The organism is Pedobacter sp. FW305-3-2-15-E-R2A2, from assembly GCF_038446955.1.
Taxonomy (GTDB): Bacteria; Bacteroidota; Bacteroidia; order Sphingobacteriales; family Sphingobacteriaceae; genus Pedobacter.
On record NZ_CP151803.1, the window covers coordinates 1,205,384 to 1,227,035 of the forward strand.

General features: G+C 41.8%; 21 protein-coding genes. 14 read left to right on the forward strand and 7 right to left on the reverse strand.

What is annotated here, in order from left to right; genetic code table 11:
- Nucleotides 1–32 precede the first annotated feature (32 nt).
- Nucleotides 33–431 carry a tetratricopeptide repeat protein gene (locus tag AAFF35_RS05015; protein ID WP_342331308.1) on the forward strand — a complete coding sequence of 133 codons (399 nt, stop codon included), beginning with the start codon at nucleotides 33–35 and terminating at the stop codon, nucleotides 429–431.
- 2 nt (nucleotides 432–433) lie between these two features.
- Here the strand turns inward: AAFF35_RS05015 and AAFF35_RS05020 are convergent, their stop codons facing one another.
- Nucleotides 434–1,648 carry a PQQ-binding-like beta-propeller repeat protein gene (locus AAFF35_RS05020; protein ID WP_342331309.1) on the reverse strand — a complete coding sequence of 405 codons (1,215 nt, stop codon included), beginning with the start codon at nucleotides 1,646–1,648 and terminating at the stop codon, nucleotides 434–436.
- A 99-nt stretch (nucleotides 1,649–1,747) separates the two neighbouring features.
- On the opposite strand from AAFF35_RS05020, the gene AAFF35_RS05025 reads away from it, so the two are divergent.
- Together AAFF35_RS05025 and AAFF35_RS05030 are read left to right on the forward strand one after the other, a co-directional pair.
- The gene (locus AAFF35_RS05025) at nucleotides 1,748–2,326 is read left to right on the forward strand and encodes a YdeI/OmpD-associated family protein (RefSeq protein WP_342331310.1); all 579 of its coding nucleotides are present in this window, start codon (nucleotides 1,748–1,750) and stop codon (nucleotides 2,324–2,326) included.
- Between the two features lie 73 nt (nucleotides 2,327–2,399).
- A complete protein-coding gene (locus tag AAFF35_RS05030; protein ID WP_342331311.1) occupies nucleotides 2,400–4,277 on the forward strand; it encodes a HAMP domain-containing sensor histidine kinase in 1,878 nt (625 codons plus the stop codon).
- An 87-nt stretch (nucleotides 4,278–4,364) separates the two neighbouring features.
- On the opposite strand, the gene AAFF35_RS05035 is transcribed toward AAFF35_RS05030, so the two are convergent.
- Nucleotides 4,365–4,847 carry a hypothetical protein gene (locus AAFF35_RS05035; protein ID WP_342331312.1) on the reverse strand — a complete coding sequence of 161 codons (483 nt, stop codon included), beginning with the start codon at nucleotides 4,845–4,847 and terminating at the stop codon, nucleotides 4,365–4,367.
- Between the two features lie 278 nt (nucleotides 4,848–5,125).
- Here AAFF35_RS05035 and AAFF35_RS05040 point away from each other — a divergent pair, with 278 nt between their 5' ends.
- Nucleotides 5,126–6,259, forward strand: a complete 1,134-nt coding sequence (locus tag AAFF35_RS05040) for an MFS transporter (protein WP_342331313.1) — start codon at nucleotides 5,126–5,128, stop codon at nucleotides 6,257–6,259.
- On the opposite strand, the gene AAFF35_RS05045 is transcribed toward AAFF35_RS05040, so the two are convergent.
- Nucleotides 6,256–7,164 (reverse strand): metallophosphoesterase, encoded by a 909-nt coding sequence (locus AAFF35_RS05045; RefSeq protein WP_342331314.1) that lies wholly within the window; start codon nucleotides 7,162–7,164, stop codon nucleotides 6,256–6,258. The genes AAFF35_RS05040 and AAFF35_RS05045 overlap by 4 nt on opposite strands.
- Before the next feature lie 126 nt (nucleotides 7,165–7,290).
- Complete coding sequence (locus AAFF35_RS05050; RefSeq protein ID WP_342331315.1) at nucleotides 7,291–7,554, reverse strand: hypothetical protein; 264 nt, start codon at nucleotides 7,552–7,554, stop codon at nucleotides 7,291–7,293.
- A 363-nt stretch (nucleotides 7,555–7,917) separates the two neighbouring features.
- On the opposite strand from AAFF35_RS05050, the gene AAFF35_RS05055 reads away from it, so the two are divergent.
- From AAFF35_RS05055 to AAFF35_RS05070, 4 genes are all read left to right on the forward strand, one after another.
- Nucleotides 7,918–9,156: an MFS transporter gene (locus AAFF35_RS05055; protein ID WP_342331316.1), complete on the forward strand. Its 1,239-nt coding sequence runs from the start codon at nucleotides 7,918–7,920 to the stop codon at nucleotides 9,154–9,156.
- Nucleotides 9,157–9,207: 51 nt separating this feature from the next.
- On the forward strand, nucleotides 9,208–10,029 hold the full coding sequence (locus tag AAFF35_RS05060) for an AraC family transcriptional regulator (RefSeq protein WP_342331317.1): 822 nt from the start codon (nucleotides 9,208–9,210) through the stop codon (nucleotides 10,027–10,029).
- Between the two features lie 66 nt (nucleotides 10,030–10,095).
- A complete protein-coding gene (locus tag AAFF35_RS05065; protein ID WP_342331318.1) occupies nucleotides 10,096–10,572 on the forward strand; it encodes a VOC family protein in 477 nt (158 codons plus the stop codon).
- Between the two features lie 158 nt (nucleotides 10,573–10,730).
- A complete protein-coding gene (locus tag AAFF35_RS05070; protein WP_342331319.1) occupies nucleotides 10,731–13,100 on the forward strand; it encodes a mechanosensitive ion channel domain-containing protein in 2,370 nt (789 codons plus the stop codon).
- A 129-nt stretch (nucleotides 13,101–13,229) separates the two neighbouring features.
- Here the strand turns inward: AAFF35_RS05070 and AAFF35_RS05075 are convergent, their stop codons facing one another.
- The gene (locus AAFF35_RS05075) at nucleotides 13,230–15,227 is read right to left on the reverse strand and encodes a M3 family metallopeptidase (RefSeq protein WP_342331320.1); all 1,998 of its coding nucleotides are present in this window, start codon (nucleotides 15,225–15,227) and stop codon (nucleotides 13,230–13,232) included.
- Nucleotides 15,228–15,356: 129 nt separating this feature from the next.
- Here AAFF35_RS05075 and AAFF35_RS05080 point away from each other — a divergent pair, with 129 nt between their 5' ends.
- The 5 genes from AAFF35_RS05080 (at nucleotide 15,357) to AAFF35_RS05100 (ending at nucleotide 18,609) form a co-directional block, all read left to right on the forward strand.
- Complete coding sequence (locus tag AAFF35_RS05080; RefSeq protein WP_342331321.1) at nucleotides 15,357–16,307, forward strand: NAD(P)-dependent oxidoreductase; 951 nt, start codon at nucleotides 15,357–15,359, stop codon at nucleotides 16,305–16,307.
- Nucleotides 16,308–16,341: 34 nt separating this feature from the next.
- Entirely contained in the window at nucleotides 16,342–16,857 is a 516-nt protein-coding gene (locus AAFF35_RS05085) for an FKBP-type peptidyl-prolyl cis-trans isomerase (RefSeq protein ID WP_342331322.1), read from the forward strand.
- Between the two features lie 265 nt (nucleotides 16,858–17,122).
- Nucleotides 17,123–17,596 (forward strand): sigma factor-like helix-turn-helix DNA-binding protein, encoded by a 474-nt coding sequence (locus AAFF35_RS05090; protein ID WP_342331323.1) that lies wholly within the window; start codon nucleotides 17,123–17,125, stop codon nucleotides 17,594–17,596.
- The gene (locus tag AAFF35_RS05095; protein ID WP_342331324.1) at nucleotides 17,586–18,083 is read left to right on the forward strand and encodes a hypothetical protein; all 498 of its coding nucleotides are present in this window, start codon (nucleotides 17,586–17,588) and stop codon (nucleotides 18,081–18,083) included. Before AAFF35_RS05090 ends, AAFF35_RS05095 begins: the two co-directional genes overlap by 11 nt.
- Before the next feature lie 88 nt (nucleotides 18,084–18,171).
- Nucleotides 18,172–18,609 carry a DUF4822 domain-containing protein gene (locus AAFF35_RS05100; protein WP_342331325.1) on the forward strand — a complete coding sequence of 146 codons (438 nt, stop codon included), beginning with the start codon at nucleotides 18,172–18,174 and terminating at the stop codon, nucleotides 18,607–18,609.
- Nucleotides 18,610–18,640: 31 nt separating this feature from the next.
- Here the strand turns inward: AAFF35_RS05100 and AAFF35_RS05105 are convergent, their stop codons facing one another.
- Nucleotides 18,641–19,297, reverse strand: a complete 657-nt coding sequence (locus AAFF35_RS05105; protein WP_342331326.1) for an HAD family phosphatase — start codon at nucleotides 19,295–19,297, stop codon at nucleotides 18,641–18,643.
- A gap of 135 nt (nucleotides 19,298–19,432) precedes the next feature.
- On the opposite strand from AAFF35_RS05105, the gene AAFF35_RS05110 reads away from it, so the two are divergent.
- Nucleotides 19,433–20,452 carry a hypothetical protein gene (locus AAFF35_RS05110; RefSeq protein WP_342331327.1) on the forward strand — a complete coding sequence of 340 codons (1,020 nt, stop codon included), beginning with the start codon at nucleotides 19,433–19,435 and terminating at the stop codon, nucleotides 20,450–20,452.
- 10 nt (nucleotides 20,453–20,462) lie between these two features.
- On the opposite strand, the gene AAFF35_RS05115 is transcribed toward AAFF35_RS05110, so the two are convergent.
- Nucleotides 20,463–21,302, reverse strand: a complete 840-nt coding sequence (locus AAFF35_RS05115) for a DUF6266 family protein (protein ID WP_342331328.1) — start codon at nucleotides 21,300–21,302, stop codon at nucleotides 20,463–20,465.
- Between the last annotated feature and the right edge of the window lie 350 nt (nucleotides 21,303–21,652).

The window sequence follows — 21,652 nt, forward strand, 5'->3', positions numbered from 1 at the left end:
GCAGATGATAAAAAGTGTTAGTTTTACCGATAATGGAAGCAATTGACAAGAAGATACCGCAAAAGCTGGAAGAGGTCATTCTGCTGAGTCAGGAATTATGGGGATATCCGGACCGGGCAGAAGAAAATTTGAGCAAGGCAGAAGAGATCCTGCGAGCACTATTGCTGACTAATCCGGATCATACATTAGTGATGACAAGCCTCGCTGCAGTTTTGTGCGACAGGGGCCTGTATGATGAAGCCTTGCAACATCTGAAAAGGGCAGAGGAACTGGGCAGCGATGACCGCCGTGTATTTGAAAATATTGGGATTGTATTGATGAACCAACCTGGTGGAAAGAAAGCGGAGGCCTTAGCCTATTTTGAAAAGGCCGGCCGGTTGAGGGCAAATGAACTCAGCATCACCGCTTGGTTTGATCCACAAGGCCATTAAGGCTATTTATGTAAAGCATAGAAAAAGCCATTGGAATCTCCAAAATAAAGCATTCGTCCGTCGGTAAGGGGAGTCGATAAGATAGATCCTAAAGCCAGAATCTTTTTCTCTACCGACAGATAATTGTCGCCATACAACGAAACATCCTTTCTGAAATGGTCCGTCTCGTCATAGATACTGGCATACCTGCTTTTACTCTCCTCCGTCTGAAAAGTAGAATTGATTTTTCCTGTTTCCGGATCAACAAAATAAACTTTGCCATTAAAGCAGCCAAATACCAGTTCAGTGCCCATCATGATGGCCGTTCCATAGACACGCATGTTGAGCGGTAAGGTCCATTTTATCGTTCCGGAATTCGCTTTCATGGCATAAAAGCGATGGGTATCGGAAGTTCCGAAATAGATATTGCCCTTATAGAAAAGAGGGCTGGCAATGATCCAGCTTCCAATTTCCTTCATGTTCCACTTGCCGGTCCCTGTTTTTAGGTCCAGTGCGTAGATATTGAAATCCCGGCTTCCGAAAAAGACAGTACTATCCTGTACGATGGCTGCTTTTTGGATTTCTCCTTTTGGAAAGTATTGATCGCCCACGGTTTTAAATTTCCACTTCAGGCTGCCTGATTTCGAATCCAGCGCATAAAAGAAACCATCATAACTACCTGTTAATACCGTTTTATCTTTAATCACAGGATCCGCATGGACACTGCCGCCGGTTTTATAAGCCCATTGCTTTTTTCCGGAAGTAACATCCAGGGCATAAATGCTGCTGTCGCCGCTGCCTATATAAACGAGTTGTTCATTTACTATGGGAGAGGAGAGGTAATAGTCCCAGGTATCGTACTTTTTCTCTCCATTGGTTTTAAATTTCCAGATCAGCTGACCGCTGATTTTATCGAGCGCATAAACATATCCATCCCCACTCGAAAAGATCACCCGCTGCTCATTGATCACCGGCGAAGAATGAACCGCTCCATTGGTCTTAAATTTCCATTCCATTTTTCCGGAGTTTTTATCTAAGGCATATAAATGCTGGTCGCCACTGCCAAAATAAACCATTTTGCCATTACTTACAGGAGAAGAATGGATGGCAGCACCGGTAGGGAATTTCCAGGCCATTGTAGCGGGAGTTTGGGCAATCGCAGTTAAAGTGCCACAGCAGATACAGATCAGGATAAACAGGGATATTGAGGAATAGAGAGGAGCGTTTTTTCTTTTCATAAATGGTGGTTTACCAATGAATATATTTGAAGATACATAAATATTTTATTAGGAATATTATTGCTTATTTTTAAGAAAGTTCGATTGAAAATCATAGCTATGGAAACTAACAATGGAATACCTGCCTTTTACGCCAGTACAAATGAAGAATGGCGCAACTGGCTGGAGGAAAACGGAGCCAGAGAGAAAGCGGTTTGTCTGATTCTTTATCATAAGAAAAGCAACACTCCCTGTATTGATTACAAGGAGTCCATTGAACAAGCCTTATGTTTCGGATGGATCGACAGTAAAGCAAATAAACGGAATGAAGAAAGCAGCTACCTGCAATTTACCCCAAGGAAACCAAAGAGCAACTGGAGTAATGTAAACAAGGAGCGGGTGGCGAGAATGACTGCACAGGGCTTAATGAGACCAGCCGGACAGGTGATGATCGATCTTGCTAAAGCCAATGGCAGCTGGGATATTCTTGGGGATGCCCAGAATGCCATCATTCCCTGGGACCTGCAAAAAATGTTCGACAAGAATTCCCTGGCATTCGAGAATTTTCAGCGTTTTTCCCCTTCTTCCAGGCGGATGATTCTGGAATGGATTACCAAGGCAAAAAAAGAAGAAACAAGAGAAAAGAGAATTGTGCAGACGGTAGAACTTGCCGCTAAAAATATAAAAGCAAATCATTAAATGGGATTTATAGCGATAATTTACTATTTAAGCTCAAATAGTAGTATTTTCACGCTATCCATTCTGTTGTTTTATGTTCAAACGCCTTGTCTTGATTTTTCTATTGACGATGGTCTTCCTGTTGGATGCCGGCAGGGGTTTTTCGCAGATTGCAGAACTCAGTAAACTGGAGTCAAACCTTCCCCTGATCAAAGACAGCATCAGATATGTCAATACATTGAACCGTATTGCCATGCTTTCTCACCTTCGGTATCGGGATTCCTGCCTTTATTATGCACGGAAAGCAAAACAAATATCCCTTAGGCTAAATTACAGAAAAGGGATTGCTGATGCGAAGAATTGCGAAGCCATTTATTACGTATCACTGAATAATTACCTGTCTGCGAAATATTTTAATGATGCACTACAGCTCTACAGATCGATAGATGATCAGGAGAATGTTTGTCAGGTATTGATGAATATCGGCGTTTTGATCTCCATCAATAAAGACGACCGGAGATCTCTGGAATATCTGAGCCAGGCTTTCGAAAAGAGTAAATCATTGAAAAATGATTCTATCCGGTCGATTGTCATCAGTAACCTGCTCGATCTCGATAAAAGTATTAAACCAGCACGTTTTAATGCGTTATCTGAAGAAGGGATGCGGATTGCTGAAAAATATAAAGACGACCGTATGGTGCTTTACTACGAAGTCAGCGCCGGACAACGGCTTTATCAGCAAGGGGAAAAGGAGAAGGGGCTGGCGATTCTGTTGCGGTCATTACATAAAGCGGATAGCCTGGGAATGGAGAATGTGAAAGTTTGGATTTACGATCCCTTAAGTGATATGATGCTGGATCAGGGCAAATATGATCAGGGAATGAATTATCTGAAGCGGGGATTGGAGGAATCCGGGAAATTTGGTTATGCGGAATTCTACCTCACTTTTGCAGAGAAATTATATCAGCATTACAAGCAACATAACGAACCGGAGAAAGCCTATCATTATATTTCTCTTTTACTCTCAAAGCAGGATAGTATTGCTGGGGCGGCAGACAAGTCCGGATATAACTACCTGAATTACGCCCTGCGTGAAAATGAGAATGAAGAACTTAAAGGTAAAGTGGGTTCGAGAAGAAAAACAATTGCCTTGCTGGGCGGTCTATTTGCACTCAGTGTGGCATTGTTGTTTTTTGTATATCGCTCATTGATGAATAAAAGACAACATGTCAAGGTTCAGCAGAAGCTCCATGATGTCGCTCTGCAGCAAAATGCAACGTTGCAAAAAACGAATCACTTCAATACGATGCTGATTTCAGTGATTGCCCATGATGTCAGGCAGCCGTTCAGTACAATTGTGATGCTGGCCAGTGTTTTTAATGATGATGTCGACCTGCTGTCTGAAGAGGAGAAACTGGGGATCATGAAAGAGCTGGCGGAGACTTCTCAAAAGAGTCTTTCTTTTATGGACGGATTGTTGGAATGGATCAAATCCAAGAAAACGGGTTTTGAGTACCAGCCGGAAAAACTACAGATCAAAGACCTGATTATTGAAGCGAATACTTTCTTTAAGATTGCCCAGGAGAAGAAAAATATAAAGCTGACCGGGAATATACCGGAGCAGACAACTGTTCTTGCGCATAAACAGATGTTGCTTTTCATCCTGCGGAATATCCTGAATAATGCGACTAAATTCTCGCCGGTAGGTGGATCGATCGCTATAGATTCCATCATAGATGACGGAAATATGCGCATCGCGATTCAGGATCAGGGGCCAGGAATGAGCCAGAAACAGCTCGATCAGCTTTTTAGTGCCGGATCAGGAGATCAGGAGCAAAATGAAAATAACGGGGCAGGGCTGGCTTTGAGCATTTCTTATGAGATGGCCATAATTATGAATGCAAAGATCTCCGTGATCAGCGAACCGGAGCAGGGCACTACCTTTTACATTTCATTGAAAAATAGCAGTTAAAAAGAGCGCGAAATGTAGAAAGCGTTGAAACAAGATTTCGGATATCCGCTATTTATGATGAAAAGATAATCCAGGGTTTGTCCAATTTCATTTCCGCCTGCTTTCATGATCTGTAAAGAGAAAATAGAACATGGCTTTTACCGGTTGGGTCATCAGTCTGGTTCCGTTAACCCATGCAGAAAGGCTGCCTTTTTCGATACCTGTATCCGCCACAATGTCTTCAATCTGAATCTGATATTTTTCCATTTTTTTCTGGATCCATTTCGCATCTACTACATCTACCAAAACTGGGCTGTAAATCAATGGTTGCACAGCAATGACCGGTTTTTCCGGTAATACGCTAAACAGATTTCTGGTCAGCTCGATCAGCTTTACTTCGTCCGCATAATTTCCGGAAAGGTGTTTGTCTTGTTTGGTTCTGATCATTAATCCATTGGCATCTGAAGAAACCACCTGGAAGGAAATATTGGAATGTCGCAAATATAACCTCGCACCGGCTTCCAGTTTAGCTAAATCCTTGGCATCCACTCTTCCGGCAAGCTTCTCTATATGTTTAATCGTATTTGTCATGAGTTTTTTCTTAAAACAGAGCGCTGCCTTTTCATTACGGAAAAGGGGAACAGGTTGAAAATACGAAACGTTTTCCTTCATTTCACCTTTTAGGTCAAGAATGTTTTTTAAGCAATTGACCCAAAAAGATATCCATTTTCTGATTATCAGCTTATTAGCGGCTATTTTTCGCAGCTAGTCTCATTATGTTGCAAAATACCGCAATTAAATTAGGTTTTTATTGCATATATTTGCAGGTGATAAGCCTGATCATTATGGATCAGATCCAAAATATTTCAATGAAACAACATTCTTCAAAAGTGATACGTGCGGCAGTGGCTGCTATGTTTTTTATGACCGGCTTATGCTTTTCAAGCTGGGCATCGCGTATTGCGACCATACAACAAAAGCTTTCCCTATCGGATGCCGAATTAGGTGGTGTATTGTTTGCATTGCCTGTTGGATTGATGTTGTCATTGCCATTGTCGGGCTGGGCAGTAACCAAAATTGGGAGCCGCCGGCTTCTTGCGGTTGCTTTGATCACTTATGGTCTGATGCTGATCACACTTGGCGCAGCTACGGAGGTTTACCAGCTCGTGATTTGCCTGGTGCTCTTTGGGTTGGCGAGCAATGCCACGAATATATCGGTGAATACACAGGCAGTCGCTACGGAAGCTTTATATAAGAAACCTATTATGGCTTCCTTTCATGGTTTATGGAGCATGGCGGGCTTTATCGGAGCAGGGATCGGAACTTTAATGATCGGTCAGAACATTAGCCCGATGCCGCATTTTATGATCATCGCTGTCATTACGACCCTTTCTGTTATATTTTGCTGGTCTTACCTGCACAATGACAAGAACCCGGTAAAAACAGGTGCTGCCTTTGCCATTCCGGATAAATCTCTGCTTACATTGGGATTAATTGCCTTCTGTTCTATGGTTTGCGAGGGGGCAATGTTTGATTGGAGTGTCATTTATTTTAAGAAGATTGTGCTTGCAGAAAAGGCCTGGATGGCCGCTGGTTATACCGCCTTTATGTGTACTATGGCGATGGGGCGTTTTGTAGCGGATCGTTTTGCGGCCCGTTTTGGATTGAAAAGGACCTTACAAGTTAGCGGGATATTGACTACCCTGGGTTTGCTGATCGCTGTAATCTTTCCAACACTGACGACCGCAATTATCGGATTTATGCTCGTTGGTGCGGGTGTCTCTTCTGTGGTACCTATGGTGTATAGCGCCGCAGGGAAATCAACAACGATGTCGCCGGGAGCAGCAATTGCCGCAGTTTCGACGATCAGTTTTGTTGGCTTCCTGATTGGGCCACCTGTGATTGGTTTCCTTGCAGGAGCATTTACTTTAAAAGTCTCCTTTATGTTTATTGCTTTGATGGGTGCCAGCGTTGTAATCTTATCTACCAGGGCAAAACTCTAATAATTGACATAACGCTCTTCAAATCTACCATCTGCATATAAATCAATCAGACCATAGCCGGGCGCAGTTTCTCTTTTATTGCCTTTCCACCAGGCGCCACTTACCGCGCCGTTGCAGAGGTAGGTGACCTCGTTATACGTGACCTTATCTCTGAGATGGATGTGTCCGCTCAGACAGAGTTTAACGTTTGGATACTGATGAAACAACCTGATGATTTTTGCAGTATCGGTATGCATATCTCCACCCAGCATTTCCCATTTATTTACCACATCGTCTTCTATCATTAAGGTAGCAGTCAGGATCGGAATGTGCGACATGATAAGTACCGGGGTATTTGCTTTGGTTTGCCGAAGCTCGTTTTCCAGCCAATGAAACTGTTCTTCTCCAAGCTTACCAATGTACCAGGTCTGATCGATGTCCAGATGGACACTGTCGAGCACAATAAACTTCCAGCCGCTTTTCATGAAACTGTAATAGGGTTTGGACAGTTGCAGCTGGTCCATCGCGTACTTCTTCCCATAGATGGTTTGTCCTTTATTGTCTTCATCCCACCAGATGTCATGGTTTCCAAGACAGTATTGAACCGGGATGCTGCATTCTTCTTTCCATAAGCGGTGGGTTAATTTCCATTGCGCATCAATGGCATTGATCTGCTCTTTGTTCATGTCAAATACGATATCTCCGCCATTTAGGATGAGTTCCACTTTTGGGGATTGCTGCTGAACATGATGCAAACATTTCGCATATTTTGCAGGGGCATCAAAATCATTTTTTAAATGCACATCTGTAAGGTGTGCAATTCTTAAAACGGGCGCGGTTGCTGCCGGACTTTTGCTGAACGCTGTAAAGGGAGATAGGAGGATACCGCCAATGCCTATATTTTTGAGTGCTGATCTTCTGTTCATGAACAGCAAAAATAAGGCAGTTCTTTTTCCCTTTTAGCAGATACTGTATTATGAATATATTAAGGTTTTTCTGTTGAATAGGGGCAAAAGCCCCTGAAGGGCTCTTGCGGAATGACTGGAATTCTTCTAAAGGCCTGGCTCTGCCGGCTGAAGTACTTTGTTGCAGGGAACATTGTAGGCTACACCGCCATTGAATGAACCGGGATGCGATGTTAAGTACCAGTTTCTTAAAGCAGCAGTGGCGAAATAAATGGTATTTCCCGCATTATAGGCTACATAAGCAGTCATTGTACAAGCGAGCGTAGTGGCCGGTTTAACAGGAGCCGTTTTCGGTGTTGCGGTTGCTGCAAAGCCAAGGCCGAGCATACCAATGATCATTAGTTGTTTCATGTTTTAGGATGATTAGGTTAGTTTCGTTAATCTACTGTAATATCAGTTAATTTTGTTTTTAAATTTCGCAAACGGTATGTTTTTATTTTTTAACGGTAGATGAAATGCTTTTTTCGTTATTTTTATGTTTTTCATAGCTTTGTGAGTTTGTGGGAAATTCACTTCTGCTGACTTTACACTTTCTAAATTGGATTGTTTGAATTGTGTAATTTTATAAAACCATTAAAAGGCGGTTATGAGTTGTTTTAACTGATGTTGGTACTTTTGTGTCGATTGCAAGACTGCGTTTTCATTGATTTTCGTAAGTATATGTTTGAATATCATAATTTGGGCTCCCGGGAAATTGTTAATTTTGTGGCGTCTATGATTACGATTACATCCAAAACAAAAGAAATAAAAGAAAGCCATCAGGGCATTGCTACGCTTTTGGCTTTCGCATTACTGCCTTTATCCGGCTTTGCCACCGATATTTATATTCCATCTTTACCTACGATGGCAGGGGAGATGCAGGTGAGCAGTATCCAGGTTCAGCTTACCCTGAGTATTTTTCTAATCAGCTATGGAATCTCCCAGTTATTTATAGGAAGTGTGCTGGACAGCTTTGGGCGGTATAAAGTGTGTCTGGTTTCTCTGCTGATCTTTGCTGCTGCCAGTATGGTGATTGCGGTGACGCATAATATCTACCTTATTTATGTCATGCGCGTCATCCACGGCCTTACCGTAGGTGCCATTGTGGTGGCTAAACGTGCTTACTTTGTAGATTTGTTTAGTGGTGATAAGCTGAAACATTATTTAAGTTTATTTTCGATCATATGGTCTACCGGACCTATTGTCGCGCCTTTTGTTGGCGGATATCTGCAAACGGTCTTTGGCTGGGAGTCTAACTTTTACTTTTTAGCAGGATTTGCATTGGTATTTGCCATTTTGGAATTGATCTATAGCGGGGAAACATTGGTTCATTTTACCGAATTCCGCTTCCGTAAGATTGTAGATATCTATGTCAATATGATCAAAACCGCCAGTTTTACATTGGGTATTGTGATGCTGGGCTTAGCCTATTGTATGGTCATGGTGTATAACATGACCGGACCTTTTATCATTGAGCATCATTTAGAACTTTCGCCCGTTATTGCCGGATATAGTTCTCTCGTTCTGGGATTTGCCTGGATGGTAGGTGGTTTTATTGGAAAGGCAACCATCAATAAACCCTTTTTCAGAAGGCTGGTGGTAAATGTGGGCATGCAACTTGTATTTGTTGCTTTAATGATCTTCAGTTTGCAATTTATCACCAATTTATATTCCCTGATCTTTTTTGCTTTTATCATTCATATTGGTGCTGGATATACCTTCAATAATTACTTTACTTTCTGCTTGGGTAAATTCCCTAAAAATGCAGGTATTGCCGGCGGACTTACAGGCGGAATCACTTATGTAATTGTTTCTTTTTTAAGCTACGGTATTGTAAATGTTGTTCCTGCTAAAGATGAAAGAAACCTGAGCTATAGCTACCTGATCCTCATTTTATTGTCGATCATAGTAATGTTTGTGATCTTTAAAATGAACAAAAAAGATAACAAGGCGGCAGCAGAAGCCGCTGTATAGGAAAGCAACAAATCCCGGAAAAGCCTATCTTAGCAGAGATTATCTCCAGCTATGGCTTTAAGTAATATCCATAAGATCAGAAATTTGTTTCATCCGGTTCAACCTACAACCGGCATCGGGAGCGGACCTGTAACTTATCGGGAGTTTCTGCCGGATATTGGGCTTCAGGATTTTATTTACTGTTACTGGCAATTGAAATCCGAGCTGCATTTAGCAGAGGCTTACCCTTATCGGGTGGTGGCAGATGGCTGTATTGATATCTTCTTTGAATTGGATAATCCTGGAGCAAATTACCTGATGGGTCTGAGCAGTTGTTATACTGAATTTCAGTTGAATAATAGTTTTAATTACATCGGGATCCGGTTTCTTCCGACAAAATTCACCCAGCTTTATGGAATCAGTGCCGCTGAGCTCACTGATCTCTGCGAACCAATGGAACAGGTTCTGCCTGAAACTTCCTCATTTATCAGGGATAACTTTTCCACAGAAATGGGAGCAACGGGAATTGTTAACTTGTTGGACGACTATTTTTTGAATCTTTTACAACATTCCAGACTAAAAAATGATAGCCGGATTGCACATGCAATGGAGATCATATTGCAAAGTGCAGGGGTCTTAAATGTGGAAAGAGACTTGGATGTAGGATTAAGTCCGAGGCAACTGAGCCGGCTTTTTGAATATTATACAGGAGATACGGTGAAGAGTTTTAGTAAAATTGTCCGTTTCCAGAATTATATCCGAAAGCAATCGGCATCAGGAAGTCCGGAACAAGGGCAACATTACCTCGATGCCGGATATTACGATCAGGCACATTTTATTAAGGAGTTTAAAAGGCTTTATGGCACTACCCCTTTTAAAGCGTTTTCCGGCTAAGTTGTCCATTTTTTACAATTTTTGCTTTGATCAGGGGATTAGATTTGTGGTTAATAATTAGCCATTATGAAAAGATCAACTATCCTATTTACCATGGTCCTGTTTTGCTGCTTTCAGCCGGGATTGTCTATTGCTCAACAACTTAAATCACCACGGAAAATGAAATTAAACGCAGGAATTGTAACCAGTAAACTGACCGAAACAAAAGCATTTTATACCCATCTTCTGGGGTTTGGGGTTAGCTTTGAAAATGATTTTTACCTCCTTCTTCATACGCCGGGAAAACAGGCGGAGTTGAGTTTTTTACTTCCCGGACACGCCTCTCAGCAACCTTTATTCCATCCGGTTTTTCAAGGGCAGGGGATGTACCTTACCATTGAAGTAGAAGATGTGGACCTGATCTATCAGGAACTGAAAAAGAAAAAAGTGGATATAAAGATCGATATCCGGAATGAGCCATGGGGCGATCGTCATTTTGCCATTACAGATCCAAATGGAATCGCCATTGATATCGTAAAATATACCGATCCTGAAAAGCCCTGATCTTTTCAATATTTGAAATTTCTGCACTGCATTCGAATCCAAAACCTATCTTGTATCTGAAATACTGAAGCATTAAGTGACCTGAACTTATCTTGCATTTAATACTTGGCATAAATACTGCTAAAGGTATTTTTCTCTACTATAAATTGATTGATCATATGATTTTAATGGGTTCTTACAGCAAGAATTTTCGGGTATTTTTGATATTCCTCTGCTTATTGGCTGCTTTTCAGTTTTCTTTTGCCCAGAATAAACAACAAACTGCGCAGAAAAAGCCAAAACATGTTGTTACAGAATCTGAAATTCCTTTGTTGGTCAATAAGGTGGAAACGTATACACTGGCCATTGATAAGAATAATTTTATCATCAAGATCGGCTTTGATTTCAGTATAATTGAAACGCCTTTATCAGAAATAGAAACAAAATTGAAAACCTTCAAAAAGAGGTTTGAAACCCAGGGACAGAAGATGAACCTGCGGAGCTTGAATAGTGCCGTGATTCTTTTGAAAGAGCAATCTGATAATTTATTGAATTATAAAAAAATACTTGTTTCTTTTGGAGATCAGCTCAGCAAGAGCAATACTGAAGTCAAGAAAATACTTGCTGATCCGGATTTAAATGTAATTATTCCGGATTCCGTTCTAAATGAGCAGCTGAACAGTATGGTTAAAGATGGGAAGGGCCTGGATACCTTGCAAAGAAAGATGCTGTCCCGTGTTAATTTATTAAGAAACAGGTTGTCAATTAATCTGTTGCAGCTGAATGACCTTTCCTCAAATATGAGCTATTTGTCGATCTCTAAAAAGATAAATATGTTCTCCAGAGAGGAGGCCCCTTTATTTAAGCTCAAAGCCGAAAAATACAAGCAGTCCTTTGGAGAAACGATTCTGAATGCCTTTGAGCGCTCCGGAAAGATCATTTCCATTTACCTTGCAGGAAAAGGCCACCTGACCACCCTTGCTTTGCTGATCTTTATTTTTATCACTGCCTGGCTCCTGTCCAACATGTGCCGAATTAAGAAACAGGAAGAAGTAGAAAGTGTGTTGCTGCAGGTTAATTTCCTGAAACGAAGTGTGATCATCGGTTCGGTAGTGGGCTTACTTACTTATGCACCTTTGTTGTTCGGCAACCCAACGATGTCCTTGTTACATGCCATTGAGGCTCTTCGGATCATCGCAATCTGCTTTTTACTATTTCCTTTTTTAAATGGATCCTCAAAATATTTATGGATTGGCCTGGTCTTGATTTGGTTCTTCTATGCGGTTGACGACATCCTCCTGGACAGTTCTTTTGGCGAACGCTGGGGACTGTTTATTGCCGGGGTCTTGCTGTTTTTACTCTGCGTAGATATGATTCGAAGGAGAACGGCTTTCTTTTCGAAAATTGAAGAATCTCCCGTTACCAAAGCGCTGATCATTTTTACACTTGCGCAGGTCGTACTCTCGATCTTGTTTAACTTGTCGGGACGATTATCTCTTGCTAAAATTTTCGGAGTGAGCGCGATACAATGTCTGATGCTTGGGATTTCGTTAAAAGTTTTTTGTACCATGGTTCTGGAAGCAATTTACCTTCAGACGGAGGCTTATCAATCCAGTCGTTTTTCAGATTTTATCAATTTCAAAGAGTTACAGCACCGCTTTCAGCGAACTTTATGGATTCTGGCGAGCATCATCTGGACGATCGGACTGATCAGAAACCTAACGCTTTACGACCTGATGCTCCGCCTCTCGGCTGATTTCCTTCAGGAGTCCAGAAGCATCGGGAGCTATCAGTTTACTTTTGCCAGCATAGGCATTTTCTTTTGTATCATCTGGTTTTCTTCACTCATCTCCAGTTTTATCAGTTTCTTCTTTGGACACGAAAAAGCAACGGCAGGAGGCAAAAGAAGTGGCTTAAATTCTATGATGCTGCTCATCCGCCTGGCAATATGGACGGTAGGATTTCTCATTGCGGTAGCTGCTGCAGGAATCCCGATCGACCGGCTTTCCATCATGCTTGGTGCTCTTGGTGTGGGGATTGGTTTTGGTCTGCAGAATATCGTGAACAACCTGGTTTCAGGAATTATCCTTGCTTTTGAACGACCGATACAAATTGGGGATCAGATCGAAATTGGAAACAAGTCCGGTGTAGTTAAAGAGATTGGTGTTCGTTCCAGCAAGATCCACAATGCAGAAGGGGCAGATATCATCGTTCCCAATGGGGATTTGTTGTCGCAACACCTGATCAACTGGACCATGCAGGACAGAAGTAAAAGAGTGGAATTTATGATCGGAGTACCTTATAGCAGTGATCTGGATGCAGTCATCCTGCTGATCAAAGAGACACTGAAAAAAAATGAGAACATCCTGCCTGTCCCGGAACCTGTGGTGATCGTGCAGGATTTTGGAGAATATGCCATCAGCGTAAGGATTCTGTTATGGGTTGGAGACCTGGCAGTTGGCGGAGGGGTTCGCTCTGCGGCAATGATTGATGTTAAAAAGGCATTGGCAGAAGCTGGAGTTCAATTGCAAATCAGGCCTTTGAGTTAAAACCTGTTTGACTATATTTTAAATTCCAGGCTATATTTTTATGCACAAAAATGCCCCAAAATTGTCTGATTTTGGGGCATTGTATTTAATGTCAGGGCTATTCCTGTTTTATTCCTGGAAAAAAAGGGATTAAAGCAATCCACGTTTAACCAGCATTGGCTTAATGTCCGGTTGATGTCCGCGGAAATTAAAAAACATCTTTCCAAGGTCTTCTGTATTTCCTTTTGATAAGATCATATCGCGGAAACGTTGTCCGTTAGCCTTGGATAGTCCGCCGTTTTCCTGAAACCAGGAGAAAGCATCGTTTTCCAGCATAGAGGTCCAGCTGTAAGCATAATAACCTGCCGCATAACCATTGCTCCAGATGTGTAAGAAATAGCTGGAGCGGTAACGCGGAGGAACTTCGGTTAAGTTCAGGTGTGTTTTCTTTAAAGCGTCCGTTTCAAATTTATCTACATCCTGTAAGGGGGCATCTGCGGGAAGGGTATGCCATTGCATATCCAGCGCCGCGGCCGCCAGGGCTTCCGTAAATTCATATCCCTGGTTAAATGAACTTGCTTTCTTGATTTTATCTAAGAGCGACTGTGGCATCGCTTCACCTGTTTTATAATGGACTGCATAGTTCTTCAGGATCTTAGGGTCTGAAGCCCAGTGTTCATTGAACTGAGAAGGGAATTCAACATAATCACGGGCAACATTGGTGCCCGAGAGGCTTACATATTGCTGATTGGCAAAGAGGCCATGCAGGCCATGTCCGAACTCATGAAACATGGTAATCACATCGTCAAAACTGATCAGTGCAGGTTGTCCGGCAGCAGGTTTGGCAAAGTTACATACATTATAGATGACCGGTTTTGTGCCCATCAGCTTGGATTGAGGAACGATGTTGTCCATCCAGGCACCGCCATTTTTGTTGTCTCTTTTGAAATAATCACCATAGAACAGTCCAATCTGACTGCCATCTTTGTCCATCACATCAAATACGCGTACGTCTTTCTGATAAACTGGAAGATCCTTCCGCTCTTTGAAAGTAATACCATACAATTGCGTGGCAGCGTAAAATACACCGTTCTCCAAGACTTTATTGAGCTCAAAATAAGGCTTTACCTGGTTCTCATCGAGGTCGTATTTTGCTTTTCGAACCTGTTCCGCATAATAGGTCCAATCCCATGGCCATAGTTTAAATCCTCCTCTTTGCTGGTCAATCAGCGTCTGAATGTCCTTGGCTTCGGCTTTTGCTTTTGCCGTTGCTGCCGGAACAAGTTGCTGGAAGAAGGCTTCCACAGCTTCCGGAGTTTTAGCCATCTGATCCTGAAGTTTCCAGGCGGCATAGTTCTTAAATCCTAAGAGTTGCGCCTGCTGCGCACGGATTTGTGCAATTCTGGAAATTACTTTACGGGTATCATTGGCATCTTTTTTTTCTGTGCGGTTCCAAGAGGCTTCAAAAAGCTCCTGACGGGCAGCACGGTCTGCCATGCCCTGAAGGGCAGGCTGCTGTGTCGTATTCACCAGGTCTTTTCCTGCCGCCAGTAATTGAGTGCTGAACTTGGTGGAAAGTGAAGATTCTTCCTTATTCAGTTCTTTCAGTTTTTCCTTGTCGCCCTCGGATAACTTAGCTCCTGCCAACTCAAATTTCTGGTAATAATATTCTACTAAACGGAGAGATTCCGGATCTAATTTTAATTTAGCGCGCTCCTGATAAACGCTTTCTACCCGTTTGAATAGTTTGGTGTTCAGGTAAATGGCATCATTGTTTGCCGTTAATTTGGGTGCTTCTTCTTCCTGTACTTTTTGGAGATCCGGATTGGTATTGGCACCGGTAACTAAACTAAAAACCCGGTTTACACGACCCAGCAATTGCCCGCTCTTTTCAATCGCCAATATGGTGTTTTCAAAGGTGGCAGGCTCCGTCTGATCTGCAATTTTCGATATTTCAGCCTGTTGTTGTTTCATTCCTTCTTCAATAGCAGGTTTAAAATCACCGTCTTTGATCTGGTCAAAAGCTGGTGCCTGAAATGGAAGTTTACTGGCGTTTAAAAATGGATTGGAAGGAGAGATGCTTTCCTCCGTTCCTCCAGAGGAGGATTTCGGCTGATTACAGGCGCTGGTTATTGCAAGTAAAGCCATTATTGGTAAGTAAGATATTCGGTTCATTGTCTATTTATAAGTGATAAGTCTTTATAAAAGTAAGAAATTTTACCTGAGCGGAACGTTGTAAATTTGTGGCAGTTCAGGAGATATTTTAAACAGAATGATATGAAAGTTTTAGTAACCGGAAGTTCCGGACATCTTGGGGAAGCAATGGCGAGAAGATTGAAAGAATTGAACCATGAGGTAATTGGTCTGGACCTCATCAAATCTCCTTTTACCAGTCATGTTGGCTCGATCTCCGATCGCTCTTTTGTGAAAGCCTGTATGGAAGGAGTAGAGACTGTTTTTCATACCGCTACCTTACATAAACCCCATGTGGCTACGCACGATCTGCAGCAATTTATTGATACCAATATTACGGGAACCTTACACCTGCTTCAGGAATCGCTGGCCGAAGGAGTAAAGCGTTTTATTTTTACCAGCACCACGAGTGTATTTGGGGAGGCGATGTCACCTCCTGCGGGGAGTCCGGCTGCCTGGGTAACAGAGGAATTGATACCGGTTCCTAAAAACATCTATGGGATTACAAAACTAGCGGCAGAAGAGCTGTGTCAATTGTTTTATAGAAACCATGGTTTGCCTTGCATCGTCCTGCGTACCTCCAGGTTCTTTCCGGAAGATGATGATGAAAAAGGAAAGAGAGACGCTTTTGCCGGAGAAAATCTCAAAACAAATGAGTTTCTCTTCCGTAGGGTGGAATTGGAAGATGTGGTTCAGGCACAACTCCTTGCAGCAGAAAAGGCGCAGGACCTGGGCTTTGGCAGATACATTATCTCTGCCACTTCTCCATTTTTACCAGAGGATTTAGTTGCACTAAGAACGAATGCGGCGCAGGTGCTGGGCAAATATTTTCCTGATTATCAGAAAGTATATGAAGGCTATAATTGGGAAATGCTGACAGACATAGATAGGGTATATGTGAACGATAAGGCCAGGGCAGCATTGGACTGGAAACCAAAATATACTTTTAGCTATCTTCTGGAGCAATTGAAGCAGGGAAATGAGCTGCAAAGTCCGCTGGCAAAGCTGGTCGGATCAAAAGGATATCATGTGTGATAAAAAAAACAATATATATGATATATTTGCGAATATGACTAAATTAAAACACCTGTTATTATTGGTTTGCATAGCCGGATGCTTTGCAGCCTGTTCGAAAGACAAAGCGGTTGAATGTTCTGGTGAGATCCCAAAATTCCCACTGTCTTCGAGTGCAATGGCTCAGTTTCAACTGGACACTACTGCAATTCGTAAATTTGTAGTTGACAACAACATTCCTGACGTGCAGAAAGATGAAAATGGTGTGTTTTATCAGATTTTAGCGCCCGGTACCGGTACGCATCATTTTACCTTATGTTCAAACATTACCATTAGTTATGAAGGTAAATTGTTGAACGGTACAATCTTCGACAGCACTAAAGGAGCTGAAACGGCCTTTCAATTGGGTCGCTTAATTCCGGGCTGGATGGTTGGTGTTCCTAAGATTCAAAAAGGAGGAAAAATCAGACTTTTGATCCCTTCTGTTTTTTGCTACGGAACAGCTGCGGTAGGACCAGTTCCAGCGAATGCAAATCTTGATTTTACCATCGACCTGAAAAATGTAAACTAAAGACGCATCGAATCTTAATATAGCGGAACCTGCAATGAAATCAATTTTTGAATTCATTGCAGGTTTTTTTATAAATATCAGTTTTTCTACACCCTACTGGACGGAGATGGCAAAATTCAATCGCGATTAGATTGGTTATCTGCTTTTTGTGAAAAATTATTCCTGTATGTTGTAAACTTTGTCTATTTTTATTTTATTAAGAAGCGCCCTCCTTCCTTAAGCGTCTAATGAAGACAATTGGCACTTTTGAAGAAGATGTAATCCTATGCTCGAAACTACGCCTCACTCCTTAACAGAACATCAGCCGGAAAGCATACGCAGTCTGTATGACAGACATGCAGGCATGTTACTGGGCTATATTTTTGAGGTTGTAAAAGACCGTAAACTAGCCGAAGAATACCTGATTAAAGTTTTTTGTGACCTGTCCGTTCGGTTTAATGATGTCAACCGGACCGGAATCAGTGGCTGGCCTCAGCTGCAGAAATTTGCAAGGGAAAGACTATTGTCTTTACCGGGCAGTCCCAGGTATGCAAGCCTGAATGCCGGATTAAAAATATCCGATTCTCCAAATAGTTATCTGAGACAGTTAACTGAGGAGCAGAGACAGGTGTTTTGCGATGTTTATTATAACGGAAGAACAATTGCAGACATCTCAAGAACGCTAAATAAAACAGAAGATTTAACCCGGAAGACTTTAAAAGAGGCTTTCGCTATAATGAGAAAAGGTAGTGAAAATTAACGAATACATCGAAAGCGGAATATTGGAAGCGTATGTATTAGGTTCTGCCTCTGAAGCGGAAGCGAACGAGCTGCTACACCTAAAAGCGCAACATCCACAGATTGAAGATGCACTCTTTAAACTGGAGTCAGATCTGGAACGTATAGCAGAACATATGGCCATTACGCCTCCTCCCAATGCCTGGGCTAAAATTGAAGGAGGAATTAATGAGCTGGTTAAAACACCTCAGTTTGAATACTTAATAGGAGAGGAGCCTAAAGAAAGTAGTCGGGGTTCCAGATCAGGAAAAAGTGCACAGTTCATAGAAGTAGAGGCCGAATCAGGGCACATGCGCATCCGTAAAATATGGAGGTGGGTGTTTCTTGCCGTTTTTGTACTTGGAAAGATATTCCTTGCCTTTGCCATCTACTATTATCTGGAAAATCGCCATACCCAGGAGGAAATAGAAAAGTTGAAAACAGAGCTGGAAAATAAAAGGACCAAATAAAATTGCTGTTAATGCGCTAACCAGTCCTATCTGAATCATCTCTTTGGAACATAGTTTTGTGATACTAAAAAAACAAATTATGAACCTAATGATGAAAAAAACAGTACTTATGATCTGCTGCATGCTTTTACTTGGCATCACTTCCTGTAAAAAAGACGAGAACAAAATTCCGGAACAACCTACTGCAAGTCCTTCAGAAATTCTCGCTTCGGTGACCTGGAAATCTACTACGGTTAAGGATCAAACAGTGAAGGATGTGACCGCTGCGAACGGTGGATATGTTGGCATCGCGAAATACAATGTGAATGGTGATTTTGAAATCAAAGGATTCGATGGCGCGTTGAGAAGCTCAGGCCAATGGGCATTGACAGCCGATGGTAAAAAGAGAATGCTGATCGGTACGACCGCTTCAGGTGCTTCGTTTTCAAGAGTGGTGGATGTTCTGGTGCTCAATAAAAATGTTTTTACTTACCGCATTACCAATCCTCAGGGAGAGGTGGTAGATGTGGAACATGTTCCAAACTAGAAATGAAATAAGAAGGGATGATTCCCTTCTTTTAAAATAATGCAATAATTTTATCGTAAGTGAGTTCGTCGTAATTGTCGATGTATAAATCGCATTTAGGAAGCTCCTCAATGGTATGGGAACTGAGTACACCAACTACACGCATTCCTGCATTTAAGGCGGCGGATATCCCGGAAAAAGAATCTTCAAAAACAAGACATTGATCTGGTGATACGCCAAGATTGCGAGCAGAACTCAGGTATACTTCCGGATCTGGTTTATGTTTTTTCACATCTTCACTAGCCAAAATAGAGCCTAATTTTTCGCGAAGGTCGATCTTGCTCAGGATCAGATCCAGATTCGCAGCAGGAGCTGAAGTGGCTACACCAAGTTTGACCTGATTCGCTTCTAAATCTGATATGAATTTTAAGAAGCCAGAAATTGGATCAACATGCGGCTCATAAATTTTTCGGAATAAACCTTCTTTTTCCCGCTCCATTTCCAGAAATTCTTCTCCCTGAACCGGGCGCTTAAAAAAGTGACTGAAAATATAACTGTTACTTTTTCCGAACATGTGTTGGGCAAACTCAGCTTCAGTAGGGGCAAGATTCCTTACAGCGAAAAAATCACGAAAAGCAAGGGAATGGTATGGATTGGTATGGACGATCACGCCATCCATGTCAAAGATCACAGCAATTTCTTTATTCATCCGGCAAAGTTAACAAAGTAGGTGGTTTGCGAATCATAAAAACAGACCAGCAAATATAATTAAGCCGAAAGCAAACAATAAGTCGATAGGTGAGTTTAAATTAAAATGGTAATATTGATGAACCAATTGTAACAGATGAGAATAACTTTCACCCTAATCCTAAGCCTGATGACTTCCTTTCTTTACGCACAAAATCAGGAAAACAGAACTGAAACAGATAGTTCCTTTGTGATTGCCAGCAAGCCGGCAGCAGTTTATTCGCGGACGTATAAAGATGGGAAACCTTTTAGTGGTTTCTTTAAAACAGTGCTTTCGGGATTAAACCTTTACCTGGTGGATGAATATGAAAATGGCCAGGCCAGGTATCAATATTCGAAATCCGGTTTAGAGGAGGGAGCTGAAGGAGGGAAGAATTTCCTTGAAACCAGATCGGTTTATAAGGATGGAAAAATCATAGATGGGCCGGAATATTTTAAACTGGAAGGTGGATTAACAGTAAAGGACTGGAAGCAGGGGGAATTGGAGCATTTTACGGTAGACCTTTTTGCCCTGAATTATTACAACCGGATTATCCTTGAAAAAAAGGCAGATACGATCCTGATCCGTAATCTGGAAGACACGGTATCCAACATCAAAATCTATTACAAAGATCAATGCCTGACCACCGAAATGTCGGTCTCAGGAAAGCCTTTGTTTTACAATCAGCAGATCACTTTTAATATGGACAAGCTTCCGGCAAACAGCAGAATAATCGGGATGAAAAAAGACGGCGTTACCTATTATAATGCCAGTAAAAACATAGAATTGACCGTTGAGCCCTTACATGTCCATAAAATCAATACTAAACTTTTTTTCAGTTTATTCCTGCCCAAAACAACCGACCTGAATCTGGTCTTTCAGCATCTTGGTGATTCCTTTTCTAAGGAAGAAGCACTCCTTGCCATTTATAAAAGTGGGGCTGTTAAAGAAACAGCGGAGGTTTTAACCTATTTGCAAACCGACACTCAGGGAAAGGTTATTTCCGGAATTAACTGGACAGCAGGCTCCAGCCCTTATTATGAGATCTATAATAAAGGTAAGTTGAGCAAGAAGGAACCAAAGACTTTAGCCGCTTTTCAGCCCGTATTTACAAAATATATGCAAGACCAACCCTAAAGGCTGATCTTTAACCAGGACCTCCGGGAAGGTGCGCTAATTGCTCCTTCAGAGACAGGTATTCTACTTTCAGATTCCGAAAAGCTTTGTCTTCGTCCTTCTGGGCCATTTCAATCTGTCTTTGCTGGGTTAGATAGTTGGTTTCAATCTGATCAAACCTGGTTTTTAAGGTGATATATCTTTCCTGAGCAGCTTGTTCCTGGGCACTTTTTACGGTTCCATTTATGTTTCCCAGATAGATGCTGTTTGAAATCTGCCTTCCATCGGCTGATTTGAAGCAGGCATATGCCTCTATGGGCTGTTGAATCATCGATTCCTCTATGGGGATAAATACCTGGGCAGAATCCCTTCTTGATGCATTCAGTAAGGATCTTCCTTTTTTTATCAAGGGATAATAGAGCTGAATCATGAGGATGTCATCACCGTCGTGCCCTCCCGCATAGCTTTCCGGATTCCAGTTTATGATCAATCCTGTTTCCGTTTTACTGATGCTGAAATCCCTCGCTCCCGGAAGTTCCCCATAGCTGAGTACCACCTTGTTGTAATCTACGCTGATGTTAGGATATTCTCCCTGCAATGCCTGTTTTTTATTGTAAGAGACCGCAAGGTTGTGTGCATTTTTCACGGTTCCCCTCGCTTCCAGTTCAAAACTGTTGGTAATGAACTCTTTCATCTGTTTTATAAGAACCATTGTGACCTTCATGGCCTGATAATTGGCCAGTTGTTTAATGCTCGGCTCGCCTTGTTCACCGATCAGCCTGCAGACTGGTTGTCCTTTGAGCATGTAGTAAACCATGTTTCCGATTTTCCCATTGGGACAACCAAAAGCGCTTTTTGATAAGATTGCCATAATTTATAAGTTAATTGTGTAATTGAATATACGTTTAATTTTCAGTTACAACAATATCTGTATGGTAATTTTTTTCAAAGAAAAGACAGAAGCTGTATATAGGCTCTTCCCTTTTTTAGAAATTAAAATAAATCTGGGACTTATTATGGCAGCCTCTGAATGGGTTACAGGTCGGTCGAGGCCCTAGCAACTCCCATTTAATACCGCTATAAAATCCGCATAATTGAAAAGACTGTGTAAACTGTTTCTCCAATGATTGAAATGCTAAGTTATATTGTCTCAGAAGAGGACTTGAACCTGGTATAAGGAGCTATTTTATATCCTTATCTAAAGGCTTTGCTTTAATGAAA

Bases quoted from the DNA above. Each gene is read 5' to 3' on its own strand.
- AAFF35_RS05015 (WP_342331308.1), top strand. From the start codon at position 33: ATGGAAGCAATTGACAAGAAGATACCGCAAAAGCTGGAAGAGGTCATT.
- AAFF35_RS05020 (WP_342331309.1), bottom strand. From the start codon at position 1,648: ATGAAAAGAAAAAACGCTCCTCTCTATTCCTCAATATCCCTGTTTATC.
- AAFF35_RS05025 (WP_342331310.1), top strand. From the start codon at position 1,748: ATGGAAACTAACAATGGAATACCTGCCTTTTACGCCAGTACAAATGAA.
- AAFF35_RS05030 (WP_342331311.1), top strand. From the start codon at position 2,400: ATGTTCAAACGCCTTGTCTTGATTTTTCTATTGACGATGGTCTTCCTG.
- AAFF35_RS05035 (WP_342331312.1), bottom strand. From the start codon at position 4,847: ATGACAAATACGATTAAACATATAGAGAAGCTTGCCGGAAGAGTGGAT.
- AAFF35_RS05040 (WP_342331313.1), top strand. From the start codon at position 5,126: ATGAAACAACATTCTTCAAAAGTGATACGTGCGGCAGTGGCTGCTATG.
- AAFF35_RS05045 (WP_342331314.1), bottom strand. From the start codon at position 7,164: ATGAACAGAAGATCAGCACTCAAAAATATAGGCATTGGCGGTATCCTC.
- AAFF35_RS05050 (WP_342331315.1), bottom strand. From the start codon at position 7,554: ATGAAACAACTAATGATCATTGGTATGCTCGGCCTTGGCTTTGCAGCA.
- AAFF35_RS05055 (WP_342331316.1), top strand. From the start codon at position 7,918: ATGATTACGATTACATCCAAAACAAAAGAAATAAAAGAAAGCCATCAG.
- AAFF35_RS05060 (WP_342331317.1), top strand. From the start codon at position 9,208: ATGGCTTTAAGTAATATCCATAAGATCAGAAATTTGTTTCATCCGGTT.
- AAFF35_RS05065 (WP_342331318.1), top strand. From the start codon at position 10,096: ATGAAAAGATCAACTATCCTATTTACCATGGTCCTGTTTTGCTGCTTT.
- AAFF35_RS05070 (WP_342331319.1), top strand. From the start codon at position 10,731: ATGATTTTAATGGGTTCTTACAGCAAGAATTTTCGGGTATTTTTGATA.
- AAFF35_RS05075 (WP_342331320.1), bottom strand. From the start codon at position 15,227: ATGGCTTTACTTGCAATAACCAGCGCCTGTAATCAGCCGAAATCCTCC.
- AAFF35_RS05080 (WP_342331321.1), top strand. From the start codon at position 15,357: ATGAAAGTTTTAGTAACCGGAAGTTCCGGACATCTTGGGGAAGCAATG.
- AAFF35_RS05085 (WP_342331322.1), top strand. From the start codon at position 16,342: ATGACTAAATTAAAACACCTGTTATTATTGGTTTGCATAGCCGGATGC.
- AAFF35_RS05090 (WP_342331323.1), top strand. From the start codon at position 17,123: ATGCTCGAAACTACGCCTCACTCCTTAACAGAACATCAGCCGGAAAGC.
- AAFF35_RS05100 (WP_342331325.1), top strand. From the start codon at position 18,172: ATGATGAAAAAAACAGTACTTATGATCTGCTGCATGCTTTTACTTGGC.
- AAFF35_RS05105 (WP_342331326.1), bottom strand. From the start codon at position 19,297: ATGAATAAAGAAATTGCTGTGATCTTTGACATGGATGGCGTGATCGTC.
- AAFF35_RS05110 (WP_342331327.1), top strand. From the start codon at position 19,433: ATGAGAATAACTTTCACCCTAATCCTAAGCCTGATGACTTCCTTTCTT.
- AAFF35_RS05115 (WP_342331328.1), bottom strand. From the start codon at position 21,302: ATGGCAATCTTATCAAAAAGCGCTTTTGGTTGTCCCAATGGGAAAATC.